The 16,929-nt window shown below is 45.1% G+C and carries 17 protein-coding genes; 4 read left to right on the forward strand and 13 right to left on the reverse strand.

The features are described from left to right. Window positions 1–6: 6 nt before the first annotated feature. From tpx to sppA, 5 genes are all read right to left on the reverse strand, one after another. Window positions 7–510 (reverse strand): thiol peroxidase, encoded by a 504-nt coding sequence (tpx, locus tag M1D67_RS16145; protein ID WP_023855499.1) that lies wholly within the window; start codon window positions 508–510, stop codon window positions 7–9. A gap of 137 nt (window positions 511–647) precedes the next feature. Next, window positions 648–1,106, reverse strand: coding sequence for a GerW family sporulation protein (gene ytfJ / locus M1D67_RS16150; RefSeq protein ID WP_020452581.1), 459 nt, complete (start codon window positions 1,104–1,106; stop codon window positions 648–650). Between the two features lie 12 nt (window positions 1,107–1,118). Beyond that, a complete protein-coding gene (locus M1D67_RS16155) occupies window positions 1,119–1,802 on the reverse strand; it encodes a DUF2953 domain-containing protein (protein WP_020452582.1) in 684 nt (227 codons plus the stop codon). A 120-nt stretch (window positions 1,803–1,922) separates the two neighbouring features. Further along, window positions 1,923–2,441, reverse strand: coding sequence for an RDD family protein (locus M1D67_RS16160; protein WP_105981144.1), 519 nt, complete (start codon window positions 2,439–2,441; stop codon window positions 1,923–1,925). Between the two features lie 15 nt (window positions 2,442–2,456). Further along, entirely contained in the window at window positions 2,457–3,464 is a 1,008-nt protein-coding gene (gene sppA, locus M1D67_RS16165) for a signal peptide peptidase SppA (protein ID WP_026579077.1), read from the reverse strand. A 193-nt stretch (window positions 3,465–3,657) separates the two neighbouring features. Between sppA and M1D67_RS16170 the strand changes: the two genes are divergently transcribed. After that, window positions 3,658–4,455 carry an NAD kinase gene (locus tag M1D67_RS16170; protein ID WP_039072912.1) on the forward strand — a complete coding sequence of 266 codons (798 nt, stop codon included), beginning with the start codon at window positions 3,658–3,660 and terminating at the stop codon, window positions 4,453–4,455. 272 nt (window positions 4,456–4,727) lie between these two features. Here M1D67_RS16170 and M1D67_RS16175 read toward each other — a convergent pair whose 3' ends face one another. The 5 genes from M1D67_RS16175 to M1D67_RS16195 all read right to left on the reverse strand — a co-directional run bounded on the left by M1D67_RS16175 (window position 4,728) and on the right by M1D67_RS16195 (window position 9,596). Then, the gene (locus M1D67_RS16175; protein WP_020452586.1) at window positions 4,728–5,156 is read right to left on the reverse strand and encodes a MarR family winged helix-turn-helix transcriptional regulator; all 429 of its coding nucleotides are present in this window, start codon (window positions 5,154–5,156) and stop codon (window positions 4,728–4,730) included. 25 nt (window positions 5,157–5,181) lie between these two features. Continuing rightward, on the reverse strand, window positions 5,182–6,780 hold the full coding sequence (gene mbcS, locus M1D67_RS16180; protein WP_479831852.1) for an acyl-CoA synthetase MbcS: 1,599 nt from the start codon (window positions 6,778–6,780) through the stop codon (window positions 5,182–5,184). Window positions 6,781–6,913: 133 nt separating this feature from the next. Beyond that, on the reverse strand, window positions 6,914–7,126 hold the full coding sequence (locus M1D67_RS16185; RefSeq protein ID WP_003184396.1) for an alpha/beta-type small acid-soluble spore protein: 213 nt from the start codon (window positions 7,124–7,126) through the stop codon (window positions 6,914–6,916). Window positions 7,127–7,237: 111 nt separating this feature from the next. Then, window positions 7,238–8,443, reverse strand: coding sequence for a tRNA uracil 4-sulfurtransferase ThiI (thiI, locus tag M1D67_RS16190; protein WP_479831390.1), 1,206 nt, complete (start codon window positions 8,441–8,443; stop codon window positions 7,238–7,240). Between the two features lie 7 nt (window positions 8,444–8,450). Continuing rightward, window positions 8,451–9,596 (reverse strand): cysteine desulfurase family protein, encoded by a 1,146-nt coding sequence (locus tag M1D67_RS16195; protein WP_229128934.1) that lies wholly within the window; start codon window positions 9,594–9,596, stop codon window positions 8,451–8,453. Window positions 9,597–9,790: 194 nt separating this feature from the next. On the opposite strand from M1D67_RS16195, the gene brnQ reads away from it, so the two are divergent. Continuing rightward, a complete protein-coding gene (brnQ, locus tag M1D67_RS16200) occupies window positions 9,791–11,128 on the forward strand; it encodes a branched-chain amino acid transport system II carrier protein (protein WP_020452590.1) in 1,338 nt (445 codons plus the stop codon). A 107-nt stretch (window positions 11,129–11,235) separates the two neighbouring features. Here brnQ and ezrA read toward each other — a convergent pair whose 3' ends face one another. Further along, window positions 11,236–12,930 (reverse strand): septation ring formation regulator EzrA, encoded by a 1,695-nt coding sequence (ezrA, locus tag M1D67_RS16205; RefSeq protein ID WP_479831391.1) that lies wholly within the window; start codon window positions 12,928–12,930, stop codon window positions 11,236–11,238. Between the two features lie 186 nt (window positions 12,931–13,116). On the opposite strand from ezrA, the gene hisJ reads away from it, so the two are divergent. Beyond that, the gene (hisJ, locus tag M1D67_RS16210) at window positions 13,117–13,929 is read left to right on the forward strand and encodes a histidinol-phosphatase HisJ (RefSeq protein WP_020452592.1); all 813 of its coding nucleotides are present in this window, start codon (window positions 13,117–13,119) and stop codon (window positions 13,927–13,929) included. Here hisJ and refZ read toward each other — a convergent pair. Beyond that, on the reverse strand, window positions 13,922–14,560 hold the full coding sequence (refZ, locus tag M1D67_RS16215; RefSeq protein WP_020452593.1) for a forespore capture DNA-binding protein RefZ: 639 nt from the start codon (window positions 14,558–14,560) through the stop codon (window positions 13,922–13,924). The two genes, hisJ and refZ, sit on opposite strands and share 8 nt — an antisense overlap. Window positions 14,561–14,689: 129 nt before the next feature. Between refZ and M1D67_RS16220 the strand changes: the two genes are divergently transcribed. Next, window positions 14,690–15,184 carry a GAF domain-containing protein gene (locus tag M1D67_RS16220; protein WP_020452594.1) on the forward strand — a complete coding sequence of 165 codons (495 nt, stop codon included), beginning with the start codon at window positions 14,690–14,692 and terminating at the stop codon, window positions 15,182–15,184. Window positions 15,185–15,197: 13 nt separating this feature from the next. Here the strand turns inward: M1D67_RS16220 and M1D67_RS16225 are convergent, their stop codons facing one another. Further along, window positions 15,198–16,898: a sensor domain-containing diguanylate cyclase gene (locus M1D67_RS16225; protein WP_095323539.1), complete on the reverse strand. Its 1,701-nt coding sequence runs from the start codon at window positions 16,896–16,898 to the stop codon at window positions 15,198–15,200. Window positions 16,899–16,929 lie beyond the last annotated feature (31 nt).

Below are 16,929 nucleotides of genomic sequence, written 5' to 3' on the forward strand. Positions count from 1 at the left end.
TTGAATTTACTTAACGAGTGATTTGGCAGCTTCGATGGCTTTGTCATAGTCCGGGTGGTTTGTCGCTTCGCTGACGTATTCAGTGTAGACGACTTTTCCGTTTTCATCTAACACAAATACGGCGCGGGCAAGCAATCTCAATTCTTTAATGTAAAGCCCGAATGCTTCCCCAAAAGACATTTCCCTATGATCTGACAATGTTTCCACATTTTCAATTCCGTTTGCTCCGCACCAGCGAGCCTGTGCAAACGGCAGATCCGCGCTGATCGTATACACTTTCACTGAACCGAGGCCTGCGGCTTCTTCGTTAAAGCGGCGGGTCTGCGCGTCACAAACACCTGTATCGATAGACGGAATCACCGAAATAACGGCTGGTTTGCCTTTAATGTCTTGAAGCGTGACTTCCTCAAGCGAATTGGACAAAACAGTGAAATCAGGCGCCTGGTCTCCGACTTTCACTTCTGAACCTACCAGTGTCACCGGGTTTCCTTTAAATGTAATTGAAGCCATCATCATTCCTCCTTCATTTATGTATGACTCTACTATAAAAGAGTTTAGGACAAACTGCAAAGCTTAAGTCCGGCCGAGACAAAAAAAGTTAACTGCTGCAGGAACAGTTAACTTCTGTGGCCGGAAAGCCGAAGCTTTTAAAATGGAGGCGTCTGGTTTTGGCGGTTCATATTTTGCTTTTGCTTATCGTTTTTCTTAAACATATGCTGAATCCGTTCGATCGTTTGCGGGGCTGCGTCTAAAATCTTATCGATGACGTGCGTGTTTTCATCCAAATGCAGGATTTTAACGCCTGATGATCCGACAATCAAAAAAGCAATCGGCGTAATCGATACGCCTCCCCCGCTTCCCCCGCCAAACGGGAGCTTCGATTCTTTTCGTTCACGATCTCCATCGCTCGCTTTGGATTCGGCCGGTTTATTTCCGCCGAACTCGCTTCCGCCAGCCGCAAAACCGAATCCCACTCTGGAGACGGTTAGGATGACGCTGCCGTCAGGTGTTTCTACAGGATCTCCGATAATGGTATTGACATCGATCATTTCCTTTAAATTTTCCATTGCGGTTTTCATCAAACCTTGAATTGGATGTTCAGCCATATTCCATTCCTCCTATACTGATGAATCATTCTTTGTTGAACCTGACAGATTTTTTGGCAGCTTAAATAAGCCGCGCATTTTCCCTTTCCAGTTCATCACGATTCTAAATGCTGCGGTTATAGCATGGCCAACGCGAAAATGGAATATACATGTCAGATGCGTTTTAGAGGAGCGGCTGTTAAAGACTGGAATCACTTCGTATTCCGGCTGGCTGTCAAAGCAAAAAATCTGATGCAAGAGAGCCATTGTGCCGGCTTTCAGAGACCAGGCGCCTCCCGTGACGATTCCGGTTAAAGCGGCATCAGGAAAGCCGAGGACTGAGGTCCATTCGAGCTTCGTGATGTGAATCCGCTTCATAAATCGGCGGATAAGCGGCTGCAGATTGATGACCTGTTCTACCAATTTTTTGATTTGCTTCGTATTATCGAACACTTCCCGATAGCCGACTTTTCTCCTCTTTTTATCGTTTTTTAGAGCCGTATTCGTCTGTTCTTTTACATCAACGGTCATATCCTGCTGATTGATTTTAATCACCGGAATTTCCTTTTTGAAGCGCAGAAGCCCAAAACCTGTTCGAACTTTAAAGGTCAGCCGGTCGTCATCGTCTGTATGAAGATATTCGATCGCGATGCGGATTTTCATCATCATTAACGCTGCCAAAAGAAGGAATACTCCCGCAATCCATATGTAAATCATGATTTCACTTCCTCTTATACTAATCATTATAGGAAGAAATTTGAAAAAATAAACATAGACGGAGCTTATTCCAGGCAGCAAAAAAACCCGGCTGTCTTTCAGCAGCCGGGTTTGATACGCTCAGTCTTTTTTTCGATACAGCTTTTCATGAATAACCGCCGTGTCCGCAAAGAAATCGTGAATCCCCTGTTTCTTTGGCGAAAATGCAGCAACGAGATACGTAATATACAAACTGTTGATATAGCGGCCGATAAGCTCCCTAAACAAGATCACATCCCATGTCAGCCCTTTTTCCGGGGCAAGCGACACGACCTTCAGCCCGAATACCATCTTGCCCAACGTCTGTCTGAAATACTTCGTCATCAGGACGAAATAAGCGAAAAATACTGCCGCCGTTACAAAAGAATAAAGCGAAAAGGTGAAAAACCCTGATTCTTTAGGGAGATTCAGCAGGCTGAAAACAGGTGAAACCGCTAATTTGTTGATGCTGCCGACAACAATCCCGTCGAGCAGAAAGGCAAACAGCCTGATCCAAAAACCGGCATATGCATGCTCTACATGCGGGGCCGATTCTTCCCTGGAAACACCGGCGTCCGGTGATAATTCATTATGATCCTTTCCATCATAAGTCACATCCATTTTTTCGGTCCCCTCCTATTTAGCGTATAAATACATGAGTCTCGGTGCGCCGGATTGAGAAATTGCTTCTTTAATGTTTAAGAAATCGGCTTCGCTTTTAAACATCTTATTTGCAGTCATCGAAAAGAGCGACGCAAGGCCGGCTGATTCTTCATAGCTGACAACAGACGCTCCGGCAAGGTTTTTGTGGTCTTTTTTCATCGCTTTGACCGCATCCTCATAGTAGCCGAGCTCATCAATGAGATGGTTCTGTTTCGCCTGGCGGCCGTCATAAACGCGTCCGTCGGCAATTTTTTTCACGTCATTTTCGGACATGCTGCGTCCTTCGGCTATAACATCGACAAATCCTTCGTACGCGTCATCGACCATTGACTGCATGATTTCTCTTTCTTTTTTCGTCATATCGCGCGTCGGTGACATGATGTCTTTAAACTCACCGCTTTTGATCGTTTCCGTTTTCAATCCAAGCTTTTCTGCAAGCTTGCTGTAGTTAAGGCTTTCCATGATGACCCCTAGTGAACCCGTCAGCGTGTCCGGCGCTGCAAAGATTTTGTCGGCAGGCGTTGAAATGTAATAGCCTCCAGATGCAGCCATCGAGCCCATTGATACGTAAATCGGTTTTTTCGTATCTTTTTTGATCTCTTCAAGCTTCTTATGTATTTCGGCGCTTTCGTATACTCCGCCACCCGGAGAATTGACGCGCAGAATAATGCCCTTTACAGCAGAGTCGTCTTTTGCTTTTTCAAGCATTTGCAAAAACGATCTGTGGTTATAGCCTTCAGAGCTGAACAAGCCAGAAGCGCCGCCATTGTCGGAAATCGTTCCGTTCACTTCAAGCACGGCGATTTTTCTTGAGCTGTTTCCTTCTTCAAGCACCGTTTCTTCCTGGGTGTCATTAAGGCCAAACTGCATCTTTCCGTCATTCCCCATCGTGTCAAATACTGCTAGCAAAAGGCTCACCACCGCAGATAACGCAAAAACGCCCAGCGCGATGACAAGTGCGATCCATCTTTTCGCATTCATTTTGTCTGTTCTCCTCCTTTGAATAAAAAAAGCTGCATGTCTTAGTACGTATATGAAGAGAAAAAGTTCAGTATGATGCCGCTTCATATACAAGAAGTTTTTGGACATGGTAAACTAAGGGTCACAGGTCATTTTAACATACATGTTAGATGGCAGAAAAATCTAAACTTAACAGACAAAGGGGAGAATGATTGTGACAGACCGCCGGAACATTTATTTCTTTTACAAAAAAAGCGAAGAAACCGACGAGCAGTGCAAAAAACTGAAACACCTTGCAGAAGAACACGGATTTCGCGTCGTTCACCATCACAATGAAGCCAATATTATCGCAAGTATCGGCGGCGACGGGACATTTTTGCAGGCGGTTCGAAAGACGAATTTCAGGGATGACTGCCTGTACGTAGGCGTGGCCAAAAAGGGGACAGCTCATTTGTATGCGGATTTTAATATACATGATACCGATAAAATGATTGAAGCGACAAACTCTGAACAAATCGAGGTCAGAAAATATCCGCTGATCGATGTAACCGTTGACGGGACAAGCTTTCAATGTCTGAATGAGGTATCCATCCGTTCAAGCATTATTAAAACATTTGTGATGGACGTTTATATTGATGATCTTCACTTTGAAACATTCCGCGGGGACGGAATGATCGTGTCCACTCCGACCGGAAGCACCGCGTATAACAAATCGGTTGAAGGGGCCGTCGTTGATCCGCTGCTTCCATGCATACAGGTGACAGAGCTCGCTTCATTGAACAACAACACATACAGAACACTCGGATCTCCGTTTATTTTAAGTGCGGATCGAAAGCTGACATTAAAAATCGTCCAAGACGGGAACGACTATCCGATCATCGGCCTTGATAACGAAGCCTTCAGTACGATGCATGTAAAAGAAGTCGAAGTCAGCCTCTCGGGCAAGATGATCAAAACCATTAAATTAAAAGACAATTCATTTTGGGAAAAAGTAAGGCGCACATTTCTATAATTTTGAAAACCCTTTCATTAAAAAGAGCGGGATGTTCCTCCTGCTCTTTTTTGCGGATGCTTATCACGAAATTTTCACTTCCGCATTCATGCCGGGCAGCAAGCACTTTGGCGGACGAATTTAATATCGACACATCGGATTGCCTCAAAAGTGCTCCTCCTTCCGGTTTTTATATATCGTATTACAAGTTGTATTACGCATCCTTTTTTCTATAAATCAACAGATTAAAAAGAAAAAGGCTGGTGATCGTCTGACCAACAGCCTTTAGCCGATTATTTGCTCCACTTTTTAAAATCCTGATTCAGTCTGATCAAATGAGTTTCCAATGTGCTCAGTTCTTCTTTTGTCCAGTCTTGAAGAACCTCCGTGTATACATGATAGCGAGCCTTTTGCACTTTTTTCAGAGTATCAATGCCCTCCGAAGTCATTTCTACAAGGCTGATCCGGCCGTTGTTGGGATCGGGAAAACGCCTGATGAGCTTTTTCCGTTCCAATGCTGCAACCTGTCTGCTCGCTGTCGAAAGATTCAGCATTAAGGTTTCAGCCAGCGAGTTGATGGCAAGAGGACTTTGCTTATCAAGCTCGCTTAACAGCAGATATTCCGAGCGGTCCAGACTTCCGAACCGCGGACTGTAGGCCGTCGTCAGACGGACTAAAAGCGCGATTTCCTTCTCGATGTTTCGGAGTGAGTCATGCCCCAAAGGATATTCCCCCCCTCTTGTGTGGTTATTCAGCTTTTGTTTTAAGAACGATTTCCCGTTGTCTTAGTTCAAAGCGCTTAATTTTCGCCGATGGCGTTTTCGGCAGTTCTTCGATGAATTCTATCTCCCGGGGGTATTTATAAGGGGCCGTCATGGCTTTTACATGGTTTTGCAATTCCTTTGTCAGTTGTTCATTTCCGCGGGATCGATCCTTTAAGACAACATATGCTTTCACGATCGATCCCCTGATTTCGTCAGGGCTTGCCACCACAGCACATTCTTTGACCTCAGGATGCTTGATCAGTGCATCTTCAACTTCAAACGGGCCGATTGTATATCCTGAACTGATGATCACATCGTCATTGCGGCTTTCAAACCAGAAATAGCCGTCTTCATCCTTTCGCGCCTTATCCCCTGTTATAAAGTAATCTCCTCTTCTTTGGCGGAGCGTTCGTTTTTGATCTTTGTAATATTCTTTAAAGAGTGCCGGCGTGCTTAAGTGGACGGCGATATCGCCCGTTACGCCCGGCGGACAGCTCTTTCCATTCCCGTCTATAATATCAACCAGGTTTCCAGGCGTCGGTTTTCCCATGCTTCCAGGCTTGATTTTCATTCCTTTTAAAATCCCCACCAACAGCGTGCTTTCCGTTTGTCCGTATCCGTCCCGCACATCAATATGAAAATGCTTTTTAAATGTATCAATGACTTCCCTGTTCAACGGCTCCCCGGCCGAAACAGCGCTGTGCAGAGAAGACAGGTCAAAGCGGGACAAATCATTTACTTTCGCCATGAATCGATATTCTGTCGGCGTACAGCATAGCACATTGATTTGATGGCGCTCAATCAGCTGCAAATACGTTTCCGGCGTAAATTTCCCGTGATAGATAAAGCCGGCTGCACCGCTGCCGAGCACTGCTAAAAACGGGCTCCATACCCATTTTTGCCAGCCCGGCCCCGCTGTTGCCCAGACGAGATCCCCTTCTGAAATGTCAAGCCATGCGGAAGCTGTCGTTCTTAAGTGAGCATAAGCCCAGCCGTGTGTATGTACAACTCCTTTTGGCTGACCGGTCGTGCCTGATGTGTAAGATAAAAATGCGATGTCATCGCGAGAGGTATCAGCCGCTTGAAAATCCGCGGCAACGGCCTGATTCATTTCTTCAAGCAGGTTGATCCACCCTTCTCTGCTTTCTCCGACGGCAAATAACGACAGCTCATCTTTTGCTTGAACATCTAGAAAAGCATCAAGAAATGCTGAATATACGACGGCTCCTTTGACGCCGGCATGCTTGATCCTGTAATCCAAGTCTTTCGCCCGGAGCATTTCGGAACATGGGATGACCACCATTCCGGCTTTTAAAATGGCCATGTAGACGGCATACGTCTCCGGGATCCGCGGCATCATCACGATAAGCTTGTCACCTTTTTTCAGTCCAGAACGGGTCAATATGCTGCCGATTTTGTAAGCCCTTTCAATTAATTTTTCATAAGTCCAAGACACTTGACGTCCTGATTCATCTTCCCAGATCAAAGCGGTTTTATCACGGGAAGATTTAAATTTTTCAATTTCATCAACCGCGTTATACTTCTCCGGCGCAATCAAATCTTCTCTTCTCAACCCATCCATCTCCTTGTCTTGTGCCATCTTTTTATTATACATAATCCTTTCATACAATTGTATTCCGAAATGCCTATTTTGCAGAACATAAAAAAGAGTGGGGATTAAACCCCACCCATTATCCATTGCTTTTTAATTTTAATTATTGTTGTGTTCCACCCATTTGCTGTTGAGCGAAAGAAACTAAACGCTTAGTGATTTCTCCTCCAACTGAACCGTTTGCACGAGAAGTAGTTTCTGCTCCAAGGTTAACGCCAAATTCAGAAGCGATTTCGAATTTCATTTGGTCGATAGCTTGAGCAGCACCAGGAACCAATAGTTGGTTAGAACTGCTTTGTCTGTTGTTTTGAGCCATGTGTTCTCACCTCCTTGTGAGTATAGATTGTGTAAAAACACATGACTTCATACAAAGAATGTTTGGTAATTGTATGCAAAAACAGACAAAGGCGTTTGTTCGAATATTCCTTTAGAAAAAGTCCGCAAATTGATCTTTCGTTTCCGCTTTGCTGCTCAAAACAATCGTTTCTGTGTTCTCTACAGCTTCGTTGATGAGCGGTTCGAAATCTGTGTAGCTTTCAAAGTGTTCGATTTTTTCTTTTTTCGGACGCGTTTTCGGCGCAGAAGGCGTGAAGATCGTGCAGCAGTCTTCGTACGGACGTATGCTGATATCGTACGTATCGATTTCCTTCGCTTTTTCGATGATTTCCGTCTTATCCATGCCGATTAAAGGGCGCAAAACCGGCGTGCTCGTGACCGCGTTGATGGCATACATGCTTTCGAGCGTCTGGCTTGCCACCTGGCCGAGGCTTTCTCCTGTAAAAACGGCAAGCGCGTTATGTCGTTCGCGCAGTTTGTCGGCGATCTGCAGCATCAGCCTTCTGGTCGCCGTCATGGAATAGTTTTCGGGAATCTGCTTTTGAATGAGCTCTTGGGTTTTCGTAAACGGAACGATATGAAGCTTGATGTCTCCGCCGAAAGCCGTAAGGCGTTTAGTGAGATCAATCACTTTTTGCTTGGCCCGTTCGCTTGTATATGGCGGGCTGAAAAAGTGAACAGCTTCGATCTCAAGCCCGCGCTTCATGGCATAGAACCCGGCAACAGGGCTGTCAATTCCGCCGGATATCATAAGCATCGCTTTTCCTCCGCTTCCGACCGGCAGTCCGCCCGCACCTTTTTCATCCCGGAATGTCAAATACGTAGCATCTTCCCGAATTTCGATCCGCAAATGGATGTCCGGGGAATGAACGTCAACGGTAAGATCATCGGTGTTGCGCAAAATGTGTCCGCCGATTTCGGCATTCATCTCATTTGTATTTAATTCAAACTGCTTGTAAGCCCTTTTCGTCGATACTTTAAAGGTATCTCCGGGCTTGTATTGTTCTTGAACAGACGCGAGCGCCGTCTCTTTAATGCTTTCCAGATCTGTCAGGCACTTCACGGCAAGACTGAACGATTGGATGCCGAAAACGTTTTTCAGACGGGCCATTACGGCTTCCGCGTCTTCTCCGTTTAATACGAGAGTCATCCTGTCACGTGTTGACTCATAACGGACGTTGCGGAAATCGCGCAAGACCATTTTGATATTTCTTTTCAGGCGATCGACAAAAAGCTTTCTGTTCTTTCCTTTTGTTGAAATTTCGCCAAATCTGATTAAAATATAGTCTTCATTCATTGTGTCTCTACCTCATAATTCCTTTTAGTTTGTGTAAACTTTCTTTTAAGGCCGTCATAAACGGGCCGACAATCTCCTGATTGTCCCGGTATGTCATACTGATTCTGATGCTGCTTGCCGCTGCATCTTCACCTTTTCCCATTGCTAAAAGCACCTTGCTCGGCTTATGCTGTTTTGAAGAGCATGCTGATGTCGTCGATACGAAAATACCCCGCTCTTCTAGCATATGCAAAAGGACCTCGGCCTTCAATCCCGGCACGGAAAAATTAATGATATGCGGCGCGCTGTTTTCTTCCGGCGTATTTAATATAACACCTTTTAGCTCTTTTAGCTCCTTGATAAAAGCCAATTTTGCCGCCTTTATTTCTTCTATATAATGGTTATAATCCTGTTTTGACATATTGATCGCTTTTGCAAGCGTAACAGCGCCGGCGGTATTTTCAGTTCCGGCACGCCTGTTGTTCTGCTGTTCTCCTCCGGAAATCAAAGGAAAAAGCGAAATCCGTTCGTTCAGAATGAGCGCTCCTGTTCCTTTTAAGCCGTGAAATTTATGGCCCGATATCGTACAAAGGTCAATGTCCGCCCCGGAGATGTCCAGCGGAACCTTGTTAATGCCTTGAACGTGATCAACGTGAAAGTATGCCCTTGTGTTTTCTTTTACGATTTTGCCGATGTCTTCCACAGGCTGGATGACACCTGTTTCATTGTTGACGTGCATGATGCTCACCAGAATCGTGTCTTTGCGGAACGCTTGTTTCAGATCTTCAAGCGAAACAAATCCGCGGCTGTCGACAGGAAGATATGTAACCTCAAAGCCGAAGGCTGTCTTCAGCTGCTCCAAAGATTCCGTCACAGACGGGTGTTCAATGGAGGAAGCAATAATATGTTTTCCTTTTTGCATATGTGCCAAAGCAATGCCTTTCAGCGCCATGTTGTTGGCTTCTGAAGCCCCGGACGTAAACACGATATCATGACTTTTTAGCGAAAGCGCCGTTTTGATCTGTTTCCTTGCTTCTGAAAGCAATTGATCCGCTTCAATGCCGTGGCGGTGCAACGACGAAGGGTTGCCGAAGAAGCGCTGATTTACTTGTTCATAAATTTGTAATAATTCAGGATATGGTTTTGTTGTTGAACTATTATCAAGATAAATCATGATCTACTCCTTTAAAAATGAACGTTCTTTTTCATGACTGTATATGTTATCATATCAACTTGTAATTGAAAATTAAAAATAAATGTTTGACTTCTCTGATTTTTAAAATATAATAGTCTTTGGACTTTTGTCATATTATATCACGAAAATAAATTGACAGAAAATTTAAACAACAAACCAGGAGGTTCTTTTTAATGAAAACTTCACTATCCGCTAAGGAAACGACGGCGATTGGACTTATGCTGTTCGCCCTCTTTTTCGGAGCGGGAAATATGATTTTTCCTCCCCAGCTCGGTCAAGCTGCCGGAGAGAATGTTTGGCCGGCTATCATCGGATTCTTGCTGACAGGCGTCGGTCTTCCGCTGCTCGGCGTCATCGCGGTTGCTCTAAAAGGGAGTGCAAAAGGCCTAGCTGACAAAGCCCATCCGGTCTTCGGCACGATATTAATCGTCAGCATTTATTTGACGATCGGACCTTTGTTTGCTATTCCAAGGACAGGAAATGTTTCATACGTGATAGCGGTGGAGCCGTTTTTAGGGAAACATTCATCAAGTCTTTATCTGTTTATCTTTACCCTGATATTTTTCGGAATCACTTATTTCCTGGCTTTAAACCCAAGCAAGCTTGTTGACCGCATCGGTAAAATTTTAACACCGATATTATTGACTGTAATCGCAATATTAGTCATCAAAGCGTTTATCACCCCGATGGGCAGCATCGGCTCTGTGACAGAGGCCTATCAATCCGCACCTCTGTTTGTCGGATTTTTAGAAGGATATAAAACGATGGATGCGATCGCTTCAATCGTATTTGGAATTGTCGTTATTACCGCGATTAAAGACCGCGGCGTTACAAATCCAAAGTCAATCGCCGCTTCATGCATCAAAGCGGGGATCGTCGCTGCAGTCGGTCTCGGACTCGTTTATGTTTCTCTCGCTTATTTAGGGGCGACAAGTGTTGAAACCGTCGGTTCGCTCAACAACGGCGGCGAAATATTGTCCAAAGCTTCCGCGTATTTATTCGGCTCGCTTGGAAATGCCGTGCTCGGTATCGCGATCTTGTTCGCCTGCCTGACGACGAGCGTCGGACTCGTTTCCTCTTGCGGAGAGTATTTTTCAAAGCTGATTCCGAAGCTCTCTTACAAAGCTGTTGTCATCATCGTGACGCTTTTCAGCCTTGTGATTGCCAATTTCGGACTGACAGAAATCATCTCGTTTTCAGTTCCGATTCTGTCGGCGATTTATCCGCTTGCGATCGTCGTCGTTTTGCTCTCTTTCATTGACAAGCTGTTTGCTGAACGACGCGAAGTCTATATCGGTGCCCTTATCCCGACTGGAATTTTAAGCATCATCGACGGATTAAACGCGGCGAAAATTCCGCTGGGTCCGGTAAACGATATCTTAAAAGCGAACATCCCGCTGTTCAGCATGGGTGTCGGCTGGGTCATTCCGGCTGTTATCGGCGCGGTGATCGGTTACATTGTGACATTTTTCATCGCTTCGCCGAAAGACAAATTAAAGAAAGTCAGCTGATCTTTGAAAAACCGGCTCTGTTTTTAAACAGGGCCGGTTTTTTTATTTTTCATTGCAGCTATAGACAAAAAAACCCGACACGCCTTTTCACGTGCCGGGTTTTTGCTCTATTCAGGCTGCTTCGCGTCCGCTGCAAGCCGGGCAACTGCTCCCGGCGACGCTTTTTCGACCGCTCTGGCGGCAATGTCGTAAGCCTCTTCATACTGATATGCATAAAAACTTTTCTCTGCTTCTTTGAGCTGTTCGGAAAGAATCCGGTCCTGGCTTCTGAAGCGGTTGCCATATTGGATGATGCGTTCGATCAGCAAAACCAGTTCAACCAGTTCATCCGTCTTTGTTTTCACTTCTGTGACAAGCTGTTCCGCCTCTTGAAGGCGTTCGTTCACCGCATCCATGTTCAGCGGCAGCTCATTCAGCTGTTCTGTCACTTTCTGCACAGTCGTCTGCGACTGCCGGATCTTTTCGGTTATGGCTTCCGGAATCCCTGGAACATTGCTTTTCTCCAGGCTCCGCGCCGTATCCTTGATCGTCTGCTTTAATTGCTTGAGAAGCTCTCTTGCCTGAAGCTCTTCTTTTCTCAGCATTTGCAGCATGTCTCTGTATTCGTCATGCTCCCGTTGAGCGGCTTCCATCTGCTTTTCGATATCCGCAAGCTCTTCTTTTAACAGCGAGTAGGCGACATGTTTCTGATCAAGCCTTTCTTTCACTTGTTCGAACTGCTTTTCGATCATTTCAAGGCGTTTTTCGTATGACTGCTGTTTCTCCAGTTCTCCGGTTGTCAGTCTGTAGCCTTTCTTGACGAGTTCGGTTTCAGCTTCGGTATCCTTTTTGGAGGCTTCAAGCTTTTCCAATGCAGCGGCAAGCTCAGGCACTTTCCCCAAAATTTCCTGCCCTGCTTCGACTTCATGCTCCAGCTGGTTATACAGCGTCTGGATCGTTTCATCAATCATCTGCACGATTGCGGCGGCTTCTTCTAAATCAAGTTCGTCCAAAAGCGCACCTTCAGCACGCTTCAATTCTTTCAAAAGGTTTTCGAGCTCCTTCTCCACTTGAATATGATCGAGCTTGTACCCTTTATCGATCATTTCCTGATAGCCGGCTTTCAATTTGGCGATTTCCTGCGGAACGGTCTGCTTGCAGCTTGCAAGCAGTTTCGGCACATCGTCTATGTATGATTGAAGCTCTTCAAGCAAACGGTCTTGGGCGAGCAGCACCTTTCTGGCTTCTATATAATTTCCGCCTTCTGTTTCCTCTTCAAACTGTTTAATGCCTTCCCACACGGTATCGAGGTCGGTTTCAATTTTCTCATAGAGGTCTCCGTACAGGTGGCTGTATGCCAAAAGGTTTTTCCGCACTTTTGTATACCGTTCTTTTACCTCTTCGATTTCTTTGCGGTTCTGCTCTTCGCTCGAGACAAGATCGGCGATTTCCTTTAAGATGTCTTCAATGTTGGATTCAGCCGCTGATAAAAGATTCTCAATATGCGCGAGCACCTGTTTCGATTTTTGAAAACGGTATTTGTCGGCGCAATCCTCGGCTTCAAACAGAAGCTCTTCGACTTTGGGCATATGCGAGGTGACGATTTCATCCCATTCCCGGCGCCACCTTTCAAAGAATTCCTCAGTCTGCCCCGTCATTTTCAGATGCTTGATTTTTGACATCTCTTCCACGATCGATCGGTTCATGATTTCGATTTTCCAAGCTTCTAAACGGTCGATCTCTTTATATATATTTTTTCTGAATAAGTAGCCCGTAGCGAATAAGATTAAAAATAACGCCAGTAAGCCAATGACAAACTCCATAATGAGCCCCCTTGCTGTTTATCTGTTCTGTCAGGGTATGTATTTGAAATTGTTATGTAAAAATGAAGTTAAACTATCGTTTTCATTGTTCTTATGATACCATGTAACCAACATTTTTTGAGCAGAATTTTTAATTTTTTTACATCAAAGTGACAACATCTGACTATTTTTTTACGGGGTGACATCATGCTGAAACGAGACGGTCATGTTCATTCTCCCTTTTGTCCGCACGGATCAAAAGACGAATTCAGATATTATATAGAAGAATTATGCAAAAAAGGCTTCCGATCCGTATCCTTCACCGAGCATGCGCCGCTTCCGCCTTCATTCATGGATCCGACCCCGGAGAAAGACAGCGCCATGCCGATCTCCGAGCTGGACCGCTATATTGAACGGCTGACCGAACTGAAGGAAGAGTACAAAGGACAGCTCGACGTTTTAATCGGTCTTGAAGTCGATTATATCCGCACCTTTGAACACGAAACGAAAGCTTTTCTCGATCAATACGGCACGCATCTTGACGACAGCATTCTTTCCGTTCATTTTTTGCCGGCCGGATCATCGCACATCTGCCTTGACTACGATGAAAAAGCGTTTCAGCAGCTGATCGGCTGCTACGGCAGCACAGAACAGGTCTATCTCGCCTATTATGACGAAATTTATTCTTCCATTGTATCACCGCTGGGAGCATTTAAGCCAAAACGAATCGGCCACATTACGCTTGCGAAAAAATTTGTGAAGCTGTTTCCGTATTCGATGTCAGAAAGCGTCAGAAAATCGGTCTCCTCCTGTTTGGATGAAGCCGCAAAGCGCGGATACGAACTTGACTTTAATACGTCCGGCCTCCGCAAGCCTTATGCAGGCGACGTCTATATGGAAGAATGGATGATAAAAGAAGCGGAACAAAAAAACATCCCGCTTGTCTTTGGGTCTGATGCCCACCAAGCAGAGGATGCCGGATTTGGTTACGAACATTTTGAGAGCCGCTTGGCTAAATAACGGCGGCTTGCCGACCTTCTCTGTACAACAGACTGAGAAGCCATGTTTTGACTTCCTTGTAATACGCCTGATAAAAGTACGGCTCGTGCGGCTGTACATACAGCACTTCTGAAATATATTGAGGCTGCAGATAAGGCATCATTAAAAGCGACTTCAGCTGAATCATAAAATGGGAAAGGGGAAAACGGGAAAATTCATTGTCCTCATTTCCCTTTTCAATGATCAGGTGGAGAATGTACTTTTCTTTTGTTAAATATGTCGACATCACTTCGCGATTCAGTGTGGAATCAATCGTGACTTCGCGATAAACAAACCGAGTTAATTGACGGTGCTCATGCTGATACGATAGAATATCAAAAACCAATTGAAGAAGGCAATCCGTTGCACCTGCATCCGGAAGGCGTTCATAACCCTTTTCAAGGACTCTTAAATAGCCTTCATAAAAACGGGATATCAAATGCTCCATTAAACCGCCTTTTCCATTAAAATAATAGGAGATGTGGGCGACATTGACATTGGCTGCTCGGGCAATTTCGCGGACGGATGTTCCTGAAAAACCTTTTTGGTTGAACAGCTCCACGGCAGATTCGATGATCCTGTCCTTCGTGGTTGAAATAGCGTTTGATCCCATCTTGTTTCACCCCTTCTTACTTAAAACAATTCCACTTCAAGCGGAATTGTTCCTGTAAAAAGTGCTCGACAAATAGCATCACGGCAAGCGTGTTTTTGCCATTTCAAAGAAAAAGCGAGGGAAATTATCATGTTTCATGTCGAAAAAACAGAAGGCAGCAAAGAAAAAAAATACGAGCTTCTCCTCAAACAGATCGATGCGCTGACAGAAGGCGAACCTGATATGATCGCCAATACAGCAAACGCCTCCGCTCTTTTATATCAATCATTGGAAGACATCAACTGGGCGGGTTTTTATTTTGCCAAAGACGGCGAGCTTGTGCTCGGGCCGTTCCAGGGACTTCCTGCATGCGTAAGAATCCCGTTCGGGAAAGGCGTCTGCGGCACCGCTTATACAAACGGCCGGGTCGAGCGCGTTGAAGATGTGAACGCGTTCCCCGGACACATTGCGTGTGATGCGGCATCCCAATCCGAAATCGTAGTTCCGCTTGAAGTTGACGGGAACATCATCGGGGTGCTCGATATCGACAGCCCGATTAAAAACCGCTTCGATGAAACAGATGAGTATTATTTGAAAAAGTTCACAGAGATGCTTGGAGAGCGTTTAAGCGAAAAGAGCCGGTAAATCCGGCTCTTTTTTAATGTGTCATAAACCTGTTTTTCCCGTTTCGCTTTGCATTGTACAGTGCGACATCCGCCTCTTTAAAAAGGCAGGTTAAAGATTTCGGACGATCTTGAGACCAATTGGATACCCCGCACGAAATCGTCACCTTTGGATCAGTGCATTCCCTGACAAGCGTAATCAGCCTCTCAGCAAGCATTTCACCGGTGTTCAGCCCTGCTTTCGGCAAGTATACCGCAAGCTCTTCTCCTCCCCACCTTGCTGCGACGTCCTGGTCGCGGATGTTTCGCTGGATCACCCTGGCGACTTGAATGAGAATATCATCGCCTTTCTGATGGCCGTACGTATCGTTAATCTGTTTAAAATCATCGATATCAATCAATACGAGTACGCCGCTCTCATCCGCTTTCATACTGTACCCGATTTTTTCATCGAAATAGCTTCTCGAGTAAAGCTCTGTCAAACGGTCTGTTTGAACAAGATACTTCAGCCGGTCACGCAGCATCAAATTCGACACGGCGAGCGTGGAATGCCTGATCAGCGTCTGAAACAGCTTAAACATTTCAAATGAAAAAGAGCAGACGTTTTTTTTCAATACGATGACAAATCCTTTGTTTTCATTATTCTCCAGCATCGGAACGCCCATTAATGAAGCATAACCGTCATTTCCAAAAAACGAAGAACCGTTTCCGACAAATACCCCGTTTTCCTCTGAAATCTTTTCTTTAACATAGCGGATATATGGAAGGGCCGCATCCGTCTGAAAAAAACTGGTGCTTCCCGGCAGCAGGGTTTCCTCGTCCAAATGATTTTTATAAAAAAAGCCCACCTCTTCGGCGCCAAATGAACTGATCAGCCTTTCGGACAAACTCTTCATCATATCAGGGAGGCGTTTCGTCCGGTTCAGCTGATGCGATGTTTCATTAATCAGCTCCAAATTTGAAATCATATTCTGCGACTGTTCGTAAAGCCGGGAATTTTCAAATGCTTTCCCTGCCGCATTCGAAATAATGCATATATCCGCTGCCGTATCGGCAGCCCCTGGTCCAAAAGCCTTCAAAACGCCATACGTTCCCTGCCGGCCTTTAATCGGAATGTAAACTTCCGATTCATTTTTGCTCTTCGCCTGTCCTGATAAGTATGCCTCTAAGGCGAAAGAATCGGTCGATTCGCTTTGCACATCTAACTCTATCGCAGGAAGGCTGATGTATTGGTCCTCGTCGTATGACAAGAAAAGACAATATGCCAAAAAAGGAAAAACATCCCTCAAACTTTCAACCATTGTCTTGAGCACCTGCTCCTGATCCATCAGCTCATGCAGCAGCGCCGTCTTTTCATAAATCTTTGTTTTATTGAGCTCCTCATGAAATAATGCATCAAGTTTCAGACAATGCATTAAAAACAGGCGGATGGATTCAGCAAGACGTTCTGGTACTTTATGATTCTTTTGACACAAAAGTTCTATATATTTGCTGTTTTCTTCTATTGTTATAATGATATAATAATCATTAACTCGGCTGATCTGGCCGCTTTGGCCGTTCGCTCCCTGCGGACTTGAAGAAGGACGCAATGTAAGAGATATAAACGAAAAAAATGACTCTGCTGCCGCTTTTAGCCAGGCAACAGAGTCATCGTACGAGACGGCCGGCTTTTTTAAAAGAAATTGGAACAGCTTCTGATGAAAAGACAGATATAGGTCTTCAGTTTGTTTATTCATGGTCATCACCTTAAAAAAATCCGTTTTATGT

The organism is Bacillus sp. PK6-025 (assembly GCF_056530265.1).